This is a genomic window from Streptomyces sp. NPDC002386 (genome assembly GCF_053593175.1).
This window is the reverse complement of record NZ_JBSFBX010000001.1, coordinates 22785-39803: the sequence shown is the minus strand read 5'-3', so window position 1 is coordinate 39803 and position 17019 is coordinate 22785. Positions and strand designations below refer to the sequence as shown.

General features: G+C 73.5%; 14 protein-coding genes. 3 read left to right on the top strand and 11 right to left on the bottom strand.

The features are described 5' to 3' along the window. Nucleotides 1-196: 196 nt before the first annotated feature. Nucleotides 197-1024 (top strand): peptidoglycan recognition protein family protein, encoded by an 828-nt coding sequence (locus ACWCPN_RS00175; protein WP_451201345.1) that lies wholly within the window; start codon nt 197-199, stop codon nt 1022-1024. A gap of 145 nt (nt 1025-1169) precedes the next feature. After that, a complete protein-coding gene (locus tag ACWCPN_RS00170; protein ID WP_451201343.1) occupies nt 1170-1394 on the top strand; it encodes a hypothetical protein in 225 nt (74 codons plus the stop codon). A 39-nt stretch (nt 1395-1433) separates the two neighbouring features. Here the strand turns inward: ACWCPN_RS00170 and ACWCPN_RS00165 are convergent, their stop codons facing one another. The 9 genes from ACWCPN_RS00165 to ACWCPN_RS00125 all read right to left on the bottom strand — a co-directional run bounded on the left by ACWCPN_RS00165 (nt 1434) and on the right by ACWCPN_RS00125 (nt 13577). Next, complete coding sequence (locus tag ACWCPN_RS00165; RefSeq protein ID WP_199213500.1) at nt 1434-1952, bottom strand: DUF4240 domain-containing protein; 519 nt, start codon at nt 1950-1952, stop codon at nt 1434-1436. Nucleotides 1953-2008: 56 nt separating this feature from the next. Further along, the gene (locus ACWCPN_RS00160) at nt 2009-2995 is read right to left on the bottom strand and encodes a helix-turn-helix transcriptional regulator (RefSeq protein WP_451201341.1); all 987 of its coding nucleotides are present in this window, start codon (nt 2993-2995) and stop codon (nt 2009-2011) included. Nucleotides 2996-3072: 77 nt separating this feature from the next. Then, nucleotides 3073-5775, bottom strand: coding sequence for a pyruvate dehydrogenase (acetyl-transferring), homodimeric type (gene aceE, locus ACWCPN_RS00155; protein ID WP_451201339.1), 2703 nt, complete (start codon nt 5773-5775; stop codon nt 3073-3075). Between the two features lie 272 nt (nt 5776-6047). Continuing rightward, nucleotides 6048-6671 (bottom strand): GntR family transcriptional regulator, encoded by a 624-nt coding sequence (locus ACWCPN_RS00150; RefSeq protein ID WP_199210268.1) that lies wholly within the window; start codon nt 6669-6671, stop codon nt 6048-6050. Between the two features lie 178 nt (nt 6672-6849). After that, on the bottom strand, nt 6850-8658 hold the full coding sequence (sucB, locus tag ACWCPN_RS00145) for a 2-oxoglutarate dehydrogenase, E2 component, dihydrolipoamide succinyltransferase (RefSeq protein WP_451201337.1): 1809 nt from the start codon (nt 8656-8658) through the stop codon (nt 6850-6852). A 62-nt stretch (nt 8659-8720) separates the two neighbouring features. Then, nucleotides 8721-10109: a dihydrolipoyl dehydrogenase gene (lpdA, locus tag ACWCPN_RS00140; protein ID WP_451201335.1), complete on the bottom strand. Its 1389-nt coding sequence runs from the start codon at nt 10107-10109 to the stop codon at nt 8721-8723. 284 nt (nt 10110-10393) lie between these two features. Next, nucleotides 10394-11920: a leucyl aminopeptidase gene (locus tag ACWCPN_RS00135; protein WP_199210266.1), complete on the bottom strand. Its 1527-nt coding sequence runs from the start codon at nt 11918-11920 to the stop codon at nt 10394-10396. Between the two features lie 167 nt (nt 11921-12087). Continuing rightward, nucleotides 12088-12735 (bottom strand): RDD family protein, encoded by a 648-nt coding sequence (locus tag ACWCPN_RS00130; protein ID WP_451202259.1) that lies wholly within the window; start codon nt 12733-12735, stop codon nt 12088-12090. Between the two features lie 56 nt (nt 12736-12791). Further along, nucleotides 12792-13577: an adenosylcobinamide-GDP ribazoletransferase gene (locus ACWCPN_RS00125; RefSeq protein ID WP_451201332.1), complete on the bottom strand. Its 786-nt coding sequence runs from the start codon at nt 13575-13577 to the stop codon at nt 12792-12794. Nucleotides 13578-13669: 92 nt separating this feature from the next. On the opposite strand from ACWCPN_RS00125, the gene ACWCPN_RS00120 reads away from it, so the two are divergent. Next, nucleotides 13670-14434: a hypothetical protein gene (locus tag ACWCPN_RS00120; RefSeq protein WP_451201330.1), complete on the top strand. Its 765-nt coding sequence runs from the start codon at nt 13670-13672 to the stop codon at nt 14432-14434. 76 nt (nt 14435-14510) lie between these two features. Here ACWCPN_RS00120 and ACWCPN_RS00115 read toward each other — a convergent pair whose 3' ends face one another. Continuing rightward, complete coding sequence (locus tag ACWCPN_RS00115) at nt 14511-15224, bottom strand: hypothetical protein (RefSeq protein ID WP_451201328.1); 714 nt, start codon at nt 15222-15224, stop codon at nt 14511-14513. A gap of 10 nt (nt 15225-15234) precedes the next feature. Continuing rightward, the gene (locus ACWCPN_RS00110) at nt 15235-17016 is read right to left on the bottom strand and encodes a phosphatidylglycerol lysyltransferase domain-containing protein (RefSeq protein ID WP_451201326.1); all 1782 of its coding nucleotides are present in this window, start codon (nt 17014-17016) and stop codon (nt 15235-15237) included. Between the last annotated feature and the right edge of the window lie 3 nt (nt 17017-17019).

The window sequence follows — 17019 nt, the reverse complement described above, 5'->3', positions numbered from 1 at the left end:
GCCTTTCTCTCGGACCCCCTGAGATACGGGCCGGGCGGCCCCGGTGATCAGTCACGCGCGCGCGTGAACGGCCACCCGGACCACGAACCGGCCACGTGTGCGTATATCCCCAGAAACGGCCTGGACAAGGACGATGGTTCCACCAGGTGGCACACCCCACATCGCGGGCCCGGCGCGGCGAGCCGACAGTGGGACCATGCGCGTCCTGCGAAGAACGCCGGGCACACGCGGGCGGCGGCCCGCCCGCGTCCCCGGTGCCCTGCTGGTGCTGCTCGGCTGCCTCCCCGGCCTGACCGCCGTCCTGGCGCTGGCCCTGTGCGCCCGGGGCGTCGAGAGCGCCGCCCCGGCCCGCCTCGCCCGGCCCGGCGCGGACCGGGAGGCCCCGGCCCACCACGCGCCCCGGCCGCGCATCCTGTCCCGCTCCGTCTGGCTGGACCGGGCCGCCGTTCCGCGCGGCCAGCCGCCCCCGCGCTACGACGACAAGGTGATCGCCGTCTTCGTCCACCACACCGACTCGCCCAACCGGTACGACTGCGCCGACACGCCCCGCATCATCCGGGCCCTGTACGCCGGCCAGACCGGCGCGCGGAGCTGGGACGACATCGGCTACAACTTCCTCGTCGACCGCTGCGGCACCATCTACGAGGGCCGCGCCGGAGGTGTCGAGCGGCCGGTGACCGGCGCCCACACCCAGGGCTTCAACCACCGCACCGCGGGCATCGCCGCCCTCGGCACCTTCACCGCCGGCGTGCCCGTGCCGCGGGCCATGACCGACGCGATCGCCGCCCTCGCCGCCTGGAAGCTCGGCCTCGCCGACGTCGACCCCCGGGCCCCGGCCCACCTGGTCTCCAGCAACGGCCACAGCCGCTTCAAGGCGGGCACCGCCACCACCCTGCCCGCCGTGGCCGGCCACAACGAGGGCTTCATGACCACCTGCCCCGGCGCCGCCCTGACCGCCCGGCTGCCGGAGATCAGGCTGACGGCGGCCCGGCTCCAGGGCAGGACGCCCACAGGGAGGTCATAGCCGCCCCGCAGCCCGCTACGAGCCGCCCGCCCTACCGTCGGGGCACGGCACGGGACGCACGCCGCGCACCGCGCGGCCCGCCCCGCACGGCAGGGCACGGGACGAGACGCCGGGGAGCGGCGGCCGACGAGCGGAGGCGGGGACCATGAGCGGCGGGCACGGGCGGTTCACGAGGCGGGCGGAACGGGCGCGGCCGGCCCGCGGACCCTGGGCGGCGATGTGCGCGGTCGCGACCGTCGTGCTCGGCCCGGCCGCCGTCACCGCCTCCGCCCTCGACCGGGCGAACGCCGCGCCCCCGCACCATCCGGCCGGGACCGACACGGCCGCCCGGCCGCCGTCGGACCCCGCCCGCGGGCGCGCGGGCGCATGAGCACGGGGCGGCCCGCCGCCGCCCCCGCGCCGGGCCCGGCTACTCCTTGAAGCGCTCCCACAGACGCGGATAGCGCTCGGCCAGCGCCCGCTCGTTCTCGAAGGCGATCGCGGTGCCCTCCGGCTCGGCCGGCGCCGGGGCGATGCCGAGGTCCGGGGCGACGGTGCCGGTGAGCTGCTCGTACGCCTCGTCCGCCGCGTAGCCCAGCTCCTCGCCGTCCCCGTCGATCTCCTCGTCGAAGTCCTCGAGCAGGTCGGCCAGGGAGTCCGGGTCGTGCAGGGCGCCCTCGAAGACCTCCCGGCCCTGGCCGATCAGCCAGCACCGGAAGTAGTCGAACGCGTCGTCGCTGGCGCCGTCCAGCAGGACCCAGGCGGCACCCCACAGGTCCCAGTGGTAGGCCCGGTTGTACCGGGCCTCGAAGTGACGGGCGAAGTCCAGGACCAGCTCCGGGTCCAACTGGAGCAGCCGTTCCACGAGCAGGTCCGCCTGCTCCTCGGGGTCGCCCTCGGCGGCCTCGCGGGCGGCGTCGATCAGCTCCCAGAACTCCGTCTCGTCCATCACGGCACCAGCATCGGGCCTTCACCCGCGGGGCGCACGTGGAGTGTGGCGGATCGTTATGCGCCGTCCGCGCGCCCGTAGCGCGCCGCGAGCCGGGCCGCGTCCGCCGCGAACCGCTCCCGCAGACCCGCCGGCGCCAGTACCTCGGCCTCCGGACCCAGCGCCGTCAGCTGTTCGTGGGCCACGTCCTGGGACTCCACCGGCACGGTCACCGTCACCCACCCCTCGCCGTCCGGCTCGCCCGCGTCCGCGAGCGCCTCGCGCGCGGCGGCCGGATCCACGGCGTACGGCAGCCTGCGCGCGCCCTCGGGGGACAGCCGTACGACGACCGCGGCGCGCAGGATCGACCGGGCGAACCGCTCGGCCTGCCCGGCCCAGAAGGCCGCCAGATCGAAGTCCGGCAGCCGGTCGAAGCGCTCCTCCCGGACGTCCACCTCGCCGAACCGGTCGATCCGGTACGTCCGGAAGGCGCCGTCGCCGGTCACCCGCGCGCACAGGTACCAGACGCCGGCCTTCAGTACGAGCCCGTACGGCTCCAGCTCCCGCTCCACCGGGCGCTCCCCGCGCCGGTACACCGCGCCGATCCGCCGGTCGGCCCACACCGCCTCGGCGATCACCGGCAGCCGCGCCGGCGTCTCGGGCTCCTGGAACCAGGCGGGCGCGTCCAGATGGAACCGCCGGGCGGCGCTGTCCGGGGCGTCCCGCAGCGAGGGCAGCAGCGCGGCGGACACCTTCAGCCGGGCGGCGGAGGCGGCGTCCTGCAGCCCCATCTCCCGCAGCGCACCCGGCACCCCGCTCAGGAACAGCGCCTCGGCCTCGGTGCGCGCCAGCCCCGTCAGGCGCGTCCGGTACCCGCCGACCAGCCGGTACCCGCCGGCCCGCCCCCGGTCCGCGTACACCGGCACCCCCGCCTCCGACAGCGCCTGGGCGTCCCGGGTCACCGTCCGCTCCGACACCTCCAGCTCCCGCGCCAGCTCGGCGGCGGTCATGGAGGGCCGGGACTGCAGCAGGAGCACCATCTTGATGAGGCGGGCGGCGCGCATGGCCTCATGATGCCGGGGTGCACTGACAACGGAAGGGGTACGGCGACCGCCGTACCCCTTCCGGAACCTGCCGGTGCCTACAGCCCGTACTTCTCCCGGGCCTCCTTCACCGCCGTCGCCTTGACCTCGCCGCGCTTGGCGAGCTGGGCGAGCGCGGCGACGACGATCGACTCGGCGTCGACGCCGAAGTGGCGGCGGGCGGCCTCACGGGTGTCGGAGAGGCCGAAGCCGTCCGCGCCCAGCGAGGACCAGTCCTGCTCCACCCACTGCGCGATCTGGTCCGGGACCTGGCGCATGTAGTCGGAGACGGCCAGCACCGGGCCCTCGGCGCCCTGCAGCGCCTGCCGCACGTACGGCACCCGCTCCTCGCCGCGCAGCAGGGCCGCGTCGGCGTCCAGCGCGTCGCGGCGCAGCTCGCCCCAGGAGGTCGCGGACCACACGTCGGCGGCCACGCCCCAGTCCTCGGCGAGCAGCTTCTGGGCGTCGAGCGCCCAGTGGATCGCCGTGCCCGAGCCGAGGAGCTGGATGCGCGGGGCGTTGGCCGGGGCGGTCACGCCCGCGGACTCCGCCGTGTTGAAGCGGTACAGGCCCTTGACGATGCCCTCGTCGATGCCGGGGGCGGCCGGCTTGGCCGGCTGCGGCAGCGGCTCGTTGTAGACGGTCAGGTAGTAGAAGACGTCCCTGTCCTCGCCCGGCTTGGCCTCGCCGTACATCCGGCGCAGACCCTCGCGGACGATCACCGCGACCTCGTAGGCGAAGGCCGGGTCGTAGCTGAGCGCGGCCGGGTTGGTGGCCGCGATCACCGGGGAGTGGCCGTCGGCGTGCTGCAGGCCCTCTCCGGTCAGCGTCGTACGGCCCGCCGTGGCACCCACCAGGAAGCCGCGGCCGAGCTGGTCGCCGAGCTGCCACATCTGGTCGGCGGTGCGCTGCCAGCCGAACATCGAGTAGAAGATGTAGAACGGGATCATCGCCTCGCCGTGCGTCGCGTACGCGCTGGACGCGGCGATGAAGTCGGCCATCGAACCGGCCTCGGTGATCCCCTCGTTGAGGATCTGGCCGTTCTTGGCCTCCTTGTAGTACATGAGCTGGTCGCGGTCTACCGGCTCGTACGTCTGGCCCTTCGGCGAGTAGATGCCGAGGGAGGGGAAGAGGCTCTCCATGCCGAAGGTGCGCGCCTCGTCCGGGACGATCGGCACCCAGCGCCTGCCGGTTTCCTTGTCGCGGACCAGGTCCTTGACCAGGCGGACGAACGCCATGGTGGTGGCGACGTTCTGGGAGCCGGAGCCCTTGTCGAAGGCGGTGAAGGCCTTGGCGGCGGGGGCGGGCAGCGGGGCCAGCGGGTGGACGCGGCGGGCCGGGGCCGGACCGCCGAGGGCCGCGCGGCGCTCCTGGAGGTAGCGGACCTCGGGGGAGTCGGCGCCCGGGTGGCCGTAGGGGACCACGCCGTCGGTGAAGTCGCTGTCCTTGATCGGCAGTCCGAGCAGGTCGCGCATCGCCTTGAACTCGTCCACCGAGAGCTTCTTCATCTGGTGGTTGGCGTTCTTCGACGCGAAGCCGCTGCCAAGGGTGTGGCCCTTGACCGTCTGGGCCAGGATCACGGTCGGCGCGCCCTTGTGCTCGACGGCCGCCTTGTACGCGGCGTAGACCTTGCGGGCCTCGTGACCGCCGCGCGACAGGTGGAAGCACTCGAGGATCTTGTCGTCGCTCAGCAGCTTCGCCATCTCCACCAGCGCCGGGTCGGCGCCGAAGAAGTCCTGGCGGATGTAGGCGGCGTCGCGGGTCTGGTACGTCTGCACCTGGGCGTCCGGCACCTGGCGCAGCCGGCGTACCAGCGCGCCAGTGGTGTCGAGGGCGAACAGCTCGTCCCAGGCCGAACCCCAGAGCGTCTTGACGACGTTCCAGCCGGCGCCGCGGAACTGGGCCTCCAGCTCCTGCACGATCTTGAAGTTGGCGCGGACCGGGCCGTCGAGGCGCTGCAGGTTGCAGTTGATGACGAAGGTGAGGTTGTCCAGTTCCTCACGGGCGGCCAGCGCGAGAGCGGCCGTCGACTCGGGCTCGTCCATCTCGCCGTCGCCCAGGAAGGCCCAGACGTGGGAGGCGGAGACATCCTTGACGCCGCGGTTGGTGAGGTAACGGTTGAAGCGCGCCTGGTAGATCGCGGAGAGCGGGCCGAGGCCCATCGACACCGTCGGGAACTCCCACAGCCAGGGCAGCCGGCGCGGGTGCGGGTACGAGGGCAGGCCGTTGCCGCCGGACTCCTGGCGGAAGTTGTCGAGGTGTCCCTCGTTCAGCCGGCCGTCGAGGAAGGCGCGGGCGTAGATGCCGGGGGAGGCGTGGCCCTGGATGTAGAGCTGGTCGCCGGAGCCGTCCTGCTCCTTGCCCCGGAAGAAGTGGTTGAAGCCCGTCTCGTAGAGCCAGGCCGCGGAGGCGAAGGTGGCGATGTGGCCGCCGACGCCGTGCTTCGCGCCGCGGGTCACCATGGCGGCCGCGTTCCAGCGGTTCCAGGCGGTGATCCGGGCCTCCATCTCCGGGTCACCGGGCAGGCCCGGCTCGGCGGAGGTGGGGATGGTGTTGACGTAGTCCGTCTCGAGGAGCTTCGGCAGCGCGACGCCGCCCGCCTCGGCACGCTCCAGCGTGCGCCGCATCAGGTAGGCGGCGCGGTGCGGCCCGGCCTCCCTGGCCACGGCGTCCAGGGAGGCCTGCCATTCGGCGGTCTCCTCCGGGTCGCGGTCCGGGAGCTGGTCGAGCGCGCTCGGCTGGATGGCGTTGGGGTCGGTCATGTCGCCGCCTTCCTCAGTCGAAGGGGGTTCCCTCATCGTGAAGGGTTCGGGGTTGCCCTTGGTCTTTGGCAGGACAGGGCAGGCGGACCTCGGTGGAGGTCCGCCGGAGACTCTAACTCCGTGATCGATGATCGATCAAAGGTTGGAGGGGGAAAACTTCTCGATATCGAGAAAGTCGGCACGCGGTGCCTCGGGCGGGGGCACCGAGTGTCGTGATCGGGGAGGGTTTTCGCAGGTGGGACGGCGATTGAGCGGGGGTGCGCTCGACTGCGTCAGGCGCGCGGGGCGCAGCCCAGGACGTGGGCCTTCACCAGCTCGGCGATCCGGGGATCACGGCGCTTGAACGCCTGCACCAGCTCCTCGTGCTCCTCCGCGTAGCTCTGCTGGACCGTGCCCAGCCAGCGGATGGACAGCGCCGTGAACACCTCGATGCCCAGGCCCTCCCAGGTGTGCAGCAGCACCGAGTTGTCCGCCGCGCGGACCAGTTCCCGGTGGAAGCCCACCGTGTGGCGCACCTGGCCCGTGCCGTCGGCCGCGCGGTCGGCCTCGTAGAGGGCCAGGACGTGCGGCTCCAGGGCCGAGCAGTCCCCGGCGAGGCGGTCGGCCGCCAGTTCCGCCGCGATGGCCTCCAGGCCCGCCCGGACGGGGTAGCTCTCCTCCAGGTCCGCGGCGGTGAGGTTGCGGACCCGCACGCCCTTGTTGGGGGCCGACTCGATCAGGCGCAGGGACTCCAGCTCGCGCAGGGCCTCCCGCACCGGCGTCTGGCTGACCTCGAGCTCGGTGGCGATCCGCCGCTCCACGATGCGCTCGCCCGGCTGCCAGCGCCCGCTGACGATTCCCTCCACGATGTGCTCGCGGATCTGTTCGCGCAGCGAGTGGACGACGGGCGCGGTCATGGGGGGCTCCTCCCAGGGGCTGACGTTTAGACAATACGGCGGGTTCGCGTCGCGGATACGGCGCGCGGGGGTGCTTTGACGCAGGTGAGACGAGGCTTACACGGCGCGCACCCCGACAAACGCGAACACCCCGCCCGGAACGTTCCGGACGGGGTGCCGCACTGCCTGATCAGGGAGATCAGAGGCCGAGCTCGACCTCGAACTCGCCCGCCTCCAGGATCGCCTTGACCGCCGACAGGTAGCGGGCCGCGTCGGCGCCGTCCACCAGGCGGTGGTCGTAGGAGAGGGTCAGGTAGGTCATGTCGCGGACGCCGATGACCGTGCCCTCCTCGGTCTCGATGACGGCCGGACGCTTGACCGTGGCACCGATGCCGAGGATCGCGACCTGGTTCGGCGGCACGATGATCGTGTCGAACAGCGCGCCGCGCGAGCCGGTGTTGGAGATGGTGAAGGTCGCGCCGGACAGCTCGTCCGGGGTGATCTTGTTGGCGCGGACCTTGCCCGCCAGGTCGGCCGTGGCCTTGGCGATACCCGCGATGTTGAGGTCGCCGGCGCCCTTGATGACCGGGGTCATCAGGCCCTTCTCCGAGTCCACCGCGATGCCGATGTTCTCGGCGTCGAAGTAGGTGATGGTGCCCTCGGCCTCGTTGATCCGGGCGTTGATGACCGGGTGGGCCTTCAGCGCCTGGGCGGCGGCCTTGACGAAGAACGGCATCGGGGAGAGCTTGACGCCCTCACGGGCGGCGAAGGAGTCCTTCGCCTTGCCGCGCAGCTTCATCAGACGGGTGACGTCGACCTCGACGACCGACGAGAGCTGGGCCTGCTCGTGCAGGGCCTTGACCATGTTGTCGCCGATGACCTTGCGGATGCGGGTCATCTTGACGGTCTGGCCGCGCAGCGGGGAGACCTCGAGCGCCGGGGCCTTCTTCGCGGCGGCCGGGGCGGCGGCGGGGGCCGGCGCGGAGGCGGCCTTCGCGGCCTCGGCGGCGGCGAGGACGTCCTGCTTGCGGATACGGCCGCCGACACCGGTGCCCTTGACGTCCGCCAGGTCGACGCCGTTCTCGGCGGCGAGCTTGCGCACCAGCGGGGTCACGTAGGCGCCCTCGTCGGTCGCCTGGGTGGCGGTCGGCGCGCTCGGCGCGGCCGCCGGGGTGACCGGAGCCGGGGCCGGGGCGGCCGGGGCGGGGGCCGGAGCCGCGGGCTGGGCCGGGGCCGGAGCGGCGGCGGCTGGGGCCGCGGGGGCGGCGGGGGCCGGGGCCGGAGCCGCCGGAGCCGGGGCCGGGGCGGCCGGGGCCGGGGCAGCGGCGGCGGGCTCCGGGGCCGGGGCGGCCGGAGCCGGAGCGGCGGCCGGAGCGGCACCCGGGGCGCCGATGACGGCGAGCTTGGCGCCGACCTCGGCGGTCTCGTCCTCGTTCACCACGATCTCGAGCAGCACGCCCGCGGCGGGCGCCGGGATCTCGGTGTCGACCTTGTCCGTGGAGACCTCGAGCAGCGGCTCGTCGGCCTCGACGGAGTCGCCGACCGACTTCAGCCAGCGGGTGACGGTGCCCTCGGTGACGGACTCACCGAGCGCGGGCAGGACCACGTCGGTGCCCTCGGCGGAACCGCCGCCGGAGGTGGCCTCGGCGGTCGGGGCCGGGGCGGGGGCCGCCTGCTCGGTGGAGGGGGCGGCGGCCTGCGGAGCGGGCTCGGGCTCGGGGGCCGGAGCGGGCTCGGCGGCCGGGGCCGGAGCGGCCGCGGGGGCGCCGGAGCCGTCGTCGATGACGGCCAGCTCGGCGCCGACCTCGACGGTCTCGTCCTCGGCGACCTTGATGGAGGCCAGCACGCCGGCGGCGGGCGAGGGGATCTCGGTGTCGACCTTGTCGGTCGAGACCTCGAGCAGCGGCTCGTCGGCCTCGACGCGCTCGCCCTCGGCCTTCAGCCAGCGGGTGACAGTGCCCTCGGTGACGCTCTCACCGAGCGCCGGAAGGGTTACGGAAACCGCCATGGTTTCGGTTGCTCCTTACGAATTGCGGAAAGTCTGTGTCGTCGCGCCCGTTGACCGAAGGCTCAGTCGTGGGAGTGCAGCGGCTTGCCGGCCAGCGCCAGGTGCGCCTCGCCGAGGGCCTCGTTCTGCGTCGGGTGGGCGTGGATGAGCTGGGCGACCTCGGCCGGCAGCGCCTCCCAGTTGTAGATCAGCTGGGCCTCGCCGACCTGCTCACCCATGCGGTCGCCGACCATGTGGACGCCGACCACGGCACCGTCCTTCACCTGGACGAGCTTGATCTCGCCCGCGGTGTTGAGGATCTTGCTCTTTCCGTTGCCCGCCAGGTTGTACTTCAGAGCGACGACCTTGTCCGCGCCGTAGATCTCCTTGGCCTTGGCCTCGGTGATACCGACGGAGGCGACCTCCGGGTGGCAGTACGTCACCCGCGGGACACCGTCGTAGTCGATCGGGACGGTCTTCAGACCGGCCAGACGCTCCGCCACCAGGATGCCCTCGGCGAAGCCGACGTGCGCGAGCTGGAGCGTCGGGACCAGGTCACCGACGGCGGAGATGGTCGGAACGTTGGTGCGCATGTACTCGTCGACCAGGACGTAGCCGCGGTCCATGGCGACGCCCTGCTCCTCGTAGCCCAGGCCCTGGGAGACCGGGCCGCGGCCGACGGCGACGAGCAGAACCTCGGCCTCGAACTCCTTGCCGTCGGCGAGGGTGATCTTCACGCCGTCCTGGGTGTACTCGGCCTTCTGGAAGAAGGTGCCCAGGTTGAACTTGATGCCGCGCTTGCGGAAGGCGCGCTCGAGCAGCTTCGAGCTGTTCTCGTCCTCGACCGGGACGAGGTGCTTCAGGCCCTCGACGACCGTGACGTCGGAGCCGAAGGACTTCCACGCCGAGGCGAACTCGACACCGATGACACCGCCGCCCAGGATGATCGCGGACTTCGGCACGCGGTCCAGGACGAGGGCGTGGTCGGAGGAGATGATCCGGTCGCCGTCGATCTCCAGGCCCGGCAGCGACTTCGGCACGGAGCCGGTCGCCAGCAGGACGTGGCGGCCCTGGATCCGCTGACCGTTCACGTCGACGGAGGTGGGGGAGGACAGCCGGCCCTCACCCTCGATGTACGTCACCTTGCGGGAGGCGACGAGGCCCTGCAGGCCCTTGTACAGGCCGGAGATGACACCGTCCTTGTACTTGTGGACCCCGGCGATGTCGATGCCCTCGAAGGTGGCCTTGACGCCGAACTGCGCGCTCTCGCGGGCCTGGTCGGCGACCTCGCCCGCGTGCAGCAGGGCCTTGGTGGGGATGCAACCCCGGTGCAGGCAGGTGCCGCCGACCTTGTCCTTCTCGATCAGGGCGACGTCCAGGCCCAGCTGCGCCCCGCGCAGGGCCGCGGCGTAACCACCGCTACCACCGCCGAGGATCACTAGGTCGAAAACGGTGCTGGCGTCGTTCGCCACGTCACGTCCTCCATGCATGTGCGCCTTGCGCCGATCTCCGATGACCGGCGGGCGGCTGGTGTCCGGCCGCTTGATGCTTCGGCCCTTCGGTGGGGGCCCTGTCCTGCCGGGCTCCATCTTTGCACTTGTTCGAGGCGGACGAGACGCGGGGCCCGAGTGTGAGACACCCCACGTACCCCCGCAAACGAAGGCGCGCAGGGGGGGCGGGCGCGGGGACCGTGCGTACGGTCCCCGCGCTCCGGAGGCCACCCCGCCGGGGGGCGGCCAGGGCTACCGGGCGTTCATCAGCCCAGGTCACCCGCGGCGGTCAGCTCGGCGAGCCGCACCAGCGTGCGGACGGCGGAACCGGTGCCGCCCTTCGGGGTGTAGCCGAACGGGCCGCCCTCGTTGAAGGCCGGACCCGCGATGTCGAGGTGCGCCCAGGTGATCCCCTCGCCCACGAACTCGCGCAGGAAGAGGCCGGCGACCAGTCCGCCGCCCATGCGCTCACCCATGTTGGCGATGTCGGCGACGGACGAGTCCATGCCCTTGCGCAGGTGCTCGGGGAGCGGCATCTGCCACGCGGGCTCGCCCACCTCCTCGGCCGCCTCGTGCAGCGCGGAGCGGAACGCGTCGTCGTTGGCCATGATGCCGAACGTCCGGCTGCCCAGGGCCAGCACCATCGCGCCGGTCAGCGTGGCGACGTCCACGATCGCGTCCGGCGCCTCCTGCGAGGCCGCCCACAGCGCGTCGGCGAGCACCAGCCGGCCCTCGGCGTCGGTGTTGAGCACCTCGACCGTCTTGCCGCTGTACATGTTCAGCACGTCGCCGGGGCGGACGGCGGAACCCGAGGGCATGTTCTCGGCCAGCGCCAGCCAGCCGGTGACGTTGACCCGCAGGCCCAGCCGGGCGGCGGCGACGACCGCGGCGAACACGGCGGCGGCACCGCTCATGTCGCACTTCATCGTCTCGTTGTGGCCGGCCGGCTTCAGCGAGATGCCGCCCGAGTCGTAGGTGATGCCCTTGCCGACGAGGGCGAGGTGCTTGTCCGCCTTCGGGTGCGAGTAGGACAGCTTGACCAGCCGCGGGGTCGCCGCCGAGCCGCCGCCGACGCCCAGGATGCCGCCGTAGCCGCCCTTGACGAGCGCCTTCTCGTCGAGCACCTGGATCTTGAGGCCGTGCTCCTTGGCCGCGCTCTGCGCGACCCCGGCGAACGCCTGCGGGGTGAGGTCGTTCGGCGGCATGTTGATCAGGTCGCGGGCGCGGTTCAGCTCCTCGCAGACCGCGACGGCACGGGCCACGGCACCCTTGTGGGCGGCGTCGCGCGGCTTGCCGCCGAGCAGCACGGCCTCGGCCAGCGGGGCCTTGCCGTTCTTGGCCCGCGCGTCCTTGGCGCTCTCCTTGTACGTGTCGAAGGCGTACGCGCCGAGCAGCACGCCCTCACCGGTCGCGCCGAGGGCACCGGGGCCGTCGACGGGCAGCGCGAACGCGGCCTTGCGGGCCCCGGTCAGGGCCCGGGCGGCCACACCGGCGGCCTTGCGCAGGGCCTCGGCGTCGTACCCGGCGTCCTTGTCGGGCTCCGCGCCCAGGCCCACCGCCACCACGAGCGGCGCCTTGAAGCCGGCCGGGGCGGGCAGCTTCGTCAGCTCGCCCTCGGCACCGGAGGCACCGAGGGTCTCCAGGACGCCGGCCAGCTTGCCGTCGTAAGCCTTGTCCACGGCCTCGGCGCCCGGCGCGACGACGGGCCCCTTGGCACCCTTGGCGACACCGATCACGATCGCGTCGGCCCGCAGGCCGGGCGCCGCGGCGGTGCTGAGAGTCAGAGCAGTCACGGTGGTGAGATCTCGCTTCCGATGTGAAGTTGCTGTGGCCGAAAAGGGGTGGGTCGACCGGGCCCGACAGCCGACCCTAGGCCCAGGCCTGGGGGCAGGTGGCAACCGGGGCCTTCACCCTGCCGGCGAACACCCGCGGACGAGACTACGCGCGTGTGCCCGTTCCCTCAGCCCTGCGGGTGGTCCCCGGGCCATGCCCTGGGGTAATCCCTCGGCCATGCCGTCGGGTAATCCCTATCCCCGCGATCCCCGGTGCGCGGGGCCACCGCGGCGACCGAGGTGCCGGCCAGGCGGTCGGCGAGGGAGCGGCGGCCGGGGGAGAGCACCGGGAGCGCGTTCACCAGGAAGAGGGCCACGGCGGCCGCCCACACCAGCACGGACAGCAGGAACTGACCCTCGATCAGCAGCACGCAGGCCAGGGCGTACACGGCGACGTCGGCGGCGGTGGTGACGGCGGCCCGGCGCACCGCCCGGCGGGACAGGCGCGGGGTGACCCGCAGGCCGAGCAGGCCCTTGCCGAGGGTGCGGCCGAGCAGCGCGAGACAGGCCCACTGGTAGAGGAAGGCGGCGAGCACGAGCGCCCCGAAGGCCTCCTCGACGGCCAGCACCGCCTCGTTCCACAGCGACAGGCCGACCGTCTCGGAGGCGTCGAGGACGTCACCGCGCGAGGTGAGCAGGTCGAAGCCGCCGCGGGTGGCCAGGTCCGGCACGTCGGTGACGAGCGCGGTGATCCGGTGGAAGGTGAGCGCGGCCAGCAGCCAGGCCGCCGTCAGCACCAGTGCGAAGTCGATGAACCAGGCCAGGGCGCGGCGCATGGTGAGCACGGATGATCCCCCGATCGATCCCGTCCGTCCGTGTACGGGCGAAGAGACTAGCGACCGAGGGCCAGCACCACGAGGGCGCTCGTCGCGGCCGTCTCCGCGAGGGCGCCGAACACGTCGCCGGTGACCCCGCCGAAGCGCCTGGTGCAGTGGCGCAGCAGGAGTTCGGCGGCGGCCAGGGCGAGTGCCACGGCCGCCGCGGCGCGCAGAGCCCCGTACGGGCCGAGGGCCGCGCCCCACGCGGCCGAGACGACCGTGACGGCGGCCGCCACGGCCAGCGCGCCCGGCACCGGCACCACCCCGGCGACCGCCGCGCCCAGCCCCTCCGGGCGGGCGGCGGGCACCCCGGCCCGCGCGGCCAGGGTGAGCGCCAGCCTGGCCGCGACCGCCGAGGTCAGCGCGGCGGTGGCGCCCCGGGTCCAGGAGTCGCCGTAGAGCTGCGCCAGCGCGGCCACCTGGGCCAGCAGGACGAGCAGGAGGGTGATGACGCCGAACGGCCCGATGTCCGACCGCTTCATGATCCGCAGCGCGTCCTCGGCCGGCTTGCCGCTGCCCAGCCCGTCGGCGGTGTCGGCGAGCCCGTCGAGGTGCAGTCCACGGGTCAGCGCGGCGGGTACGGCCACCGAGGCCACGGCGGCGAGCAGCGGGCCCGCGCCCAGCAGGAGCAGCAGCAGCCCGAGTCCGGCCGCGCCCGCGCCGACGGCCAGTCCGGCCACGGGGGCGTTCAGCATGCCCCGGCGGGCGGCCTCCCGGTCCCAGCGGTGCACCCGGACGGGCAGCACGGTGAGCGTGCCGAAGGCGAAGCGGAGGCCGGGGAGGGAGGAGGTGCTGGACACCGGCGCAGGGTACCGGGCACCCGGCCGGCGCCCGGCGGGGTGATCGGGCGAACGGCACTGAGCGATGGGGTAATTCCGGGTAATGTGCGCACATGGGGCACTGGTGGGAGCGGAACATCCTGGAGCCGGGCAAGCTCCCTCTGCTGCTCGCCCTCTCCGCCTTCGTGCTGACCTTCGTCGTCACCCGGGTCATCACGCGGCTGATCCGGGCCGGCAGGGGCCCGTTCGGGAACGTCGAGGCGGGCGGGCTGCACATCCACCACGTGGTCCCCGGGGTGGTGCTCACCGTCGTCGGCGGCTTCGGCGCGGTCGCCGGCTACCGGAACAGCACCGGCGGGGCGATCGCCGCCGTGGTCTTCGGGGTGGGCGCGGGGCTCGTCCTGGACGAGTTCGCGCTGATCCTGCACCTCGACGACGTCTACTGGACGGCCGAGGGCCGCAAGAGCGTCGAGGCGGTCGTCCTCACCGCCGCCCTGGTGGGCCTGCTGCTCGCCGGCTTCGTGCCGTTCGGCGTCAACGACCTGTCCGAGCAGGAGCTGCAGGACCGGGGGAGCGTCATCAGCACCATCGCCATGAACTTCCTCTTCGCGCTGATCGCCCTGAGCAAGGGCAAGGCCCGCATCGCGGTCTTCGGCGTGATCGTGCCGCTGGTCGCGCTCGTCGGCGCGGTCCGGCTGGCCCGCCCCGGCTCCCTGTGGGCCCGCCGCTTCTACCGCCGCCGCCCCCGCGCCCGCGCCAAGGCCGCCCTGCGCGCCTACCGCCACGACCGCCGCTGGTCCGGCCCGCGCCGCGCCGTCCAGGACTGGATCGGCGGCAAACCCGACCCCCGCCCGACCCGCCTGCCCGGTCCGCACTGAGCGCCTCGCGCGCGAAACGGGACGCGGCCCGGTGACCGCCGGGACGTTCGCCGCCGGCCGGGGTCCGGCGCGGTGTTCAGGGGCGGAGCGGGGGCGGGGCGGCGCCGGGCTCGGGGGGTGCGGCGGGCAGGAGGCGGCCGGCGCGGCGGTGGCGCAGGGCCGCGGCCAGGCAGAGGGCGCCGACGCCCATCAGCGCGGCCAGGTGCTCCTTGCCGGCCAGGTTCTCCTTCAGCAGCACCTCGACCACCATCGCCGAGGTCACCGCGCCGACCGTGACATGGGCGCCGTACCGCCAGGCCACGTACACGGCGAGGCCGACCACGGCCGCCGAGGGGCCGGTGTCCACCACCAGGGCGTCCGAGGCGGGCAGACCGAACGGCGCGTGCGGGCCCAGGGCGATGCCGATCCGCGCGTACAGCGTCCCGGCGAGCGTGGCGACGTACGCGACCGCGAGCGCGCGCCACCGGCCGAGACAGATCTCGGCGATCCCGAACACGAACAGGACCTGCGCGAGCGCCCCCCATACGGGCAGGTCCAGGGCCGGCACGAACAGCGACAGCGGGGTGCGTGACAGCGCCTGCCACAGCGGGTCCTCCGCCCGCACCGCGCCCGCGTCCTGAACCAGCCGGTAGCCCCACGGCTGGTTCTGCGCGTACTGCAGCAGCGCGGTCAGGCACACCGCCCCCGCCGTCATCGGCGCCGCCCGCAGCCGCCGTTCGCGCACGCGGGCGCGCACGGCGGCGTACAGCGGCCCCCACTCGGCGCGGGCCCAGCGGGCGAGCCTCTCCATCAGGCGTTCCTCATCGGTGCGTCTCCAGATGCCTGCGGTGCAGCCACTTCGGCAGCCCCGGCGGTGCCTCCAGAAACCCCTCCGCGCGCGCCGACGCGAGGCCGATGCGCAGCAGGTCCGCGCTCTTCTCGAAGAGCAGGAACCGCGGTTCCCAGATGGGCCGGTACTTGGCGTTGGCGCGGTACAGCGACTCGATCTGCCACCAGCGGGAGAAGAAGCTGAGCAGCGACCGCCACAGCCTCAGCACCGGACCGGCACCGAGGCGCGCGCCACGTTCGAAGACCGAGCGGAACATCGCGAAGTTCAGCGAGACCTGGGTGATCCCGATCTCCCGGGACCGCCGCAGCAGCTCGATGACCATGAACTCCATCAGCCCGTTGTCGGAGTCCCGGTCCCGCCGCATGAGGTCGAGGGACAGCCCGTGCGGTCCCCAGGGCACGAAGGAGAGCACCGCCCGCAGCCCGCCCTCGGCGTCCGTGCACTCCAGCATCACGCACCGGCCGTCCTCGGGGTCCGCGAGCCGTCCCAGCGCCATGCTGAAACCCCGTTCGGTGGCCCCGTCCCGCCAGTCGTCGGCACGCTCCACGAGGTACGCCATCTCCGCCGCCGGGATGTCCTCGTGCCGCCGGATCCGCACCCGGTACCCGGCCCGCCGCACCCGGTTGTACGCCTGCCGGACGGTGCGCATCGCCCGCCCCTCCAGGGTGAACTCGGCGACCTCCACGATCGCCTCGTCACCGAGTTCCAGCGCGTCCAGGCCGTGCCGGGCGTAGACCGTCCCCGCCTCCTCGCTCGCCCCCATCACGGCCGGGATCCACCCGTGCGCCCGCGCCTCGGTCAGCCACGGCGCGATGGCGCCGGGCCACGCCTCCGGATCGCCGAGCGGATCGCCGGAGGCGAGGCTCACCCCGCCGACGACGCGATAGGCCACGGCCGCCTTCCCGGTCGGCGACCACACCACGCTCTTCTCCCGGCGCAGCGCGAAGTAGCCGAGCGAGTCCCGCTCCCCGTGCCGCTCCAGCAGCGCCCGCAGCCGCTTCTCGTCGTCCTCGGTGAGCGGGTCCACGGCCCGCCGGGAGCGGAAGGCGGCGTAGAAGACGGCCAGGACCAGCACCGTGCTGAGCACGTTGACCGCCACGTTGGCCCAGTTGGGCGGGTCGATCCCGGGGAAGCGGCTCTCGTCGGCGGCCACCGAGATCAGCCGCAGGGTGCCGTAGTGCCAGCGCTCCAGGAACGTCGAACGGGCCGCGTCCGGGGCCTGATTGGTGACCGTGACCAGTGCTCCGGCCAGCAGCGAGGCCAGCAGGCCGCCGCCCACCGCCACGGTGGCGGCCAGCCGCGGGTTCGACCGGTCACCCTTGGCGTAGAACTCCCGCCGGCCGGCCAGCAGGGCCCCGGTGAAGACGGCCGTGAGCCCCAGGGAGATCCAGTTCTGCGCGTACCGCCGGATCTCCGGGAACGCCATGGCGAAGGCGAACAGGGCCAGGAACGAACCGCTCAGCACCAGGTTCAGGATCCAGGCGGCCCGCTTGCGCCGCCGCATGGTGATGGCCAGGAACGTGGTGAACACGCCCGAGGCGAAGCCCGCGGTGAGCAGGTACGGCGTGAAGAGGTTCTCCTGGTTGTGCCGGCGCACGTCCTGCCCCAGCGAAACCCACACCGCGCTCAGGAAGTTGACGAAGGCGACGGCCCGCAGGTACCAGACGGCGAACGCGGCGGCCCGACGGGAGGCACCGCCGTACCGTCGCCCCGGCTCGGCCTGCTGCTCCACGGCATTTCGGGCATCTCCCATGAG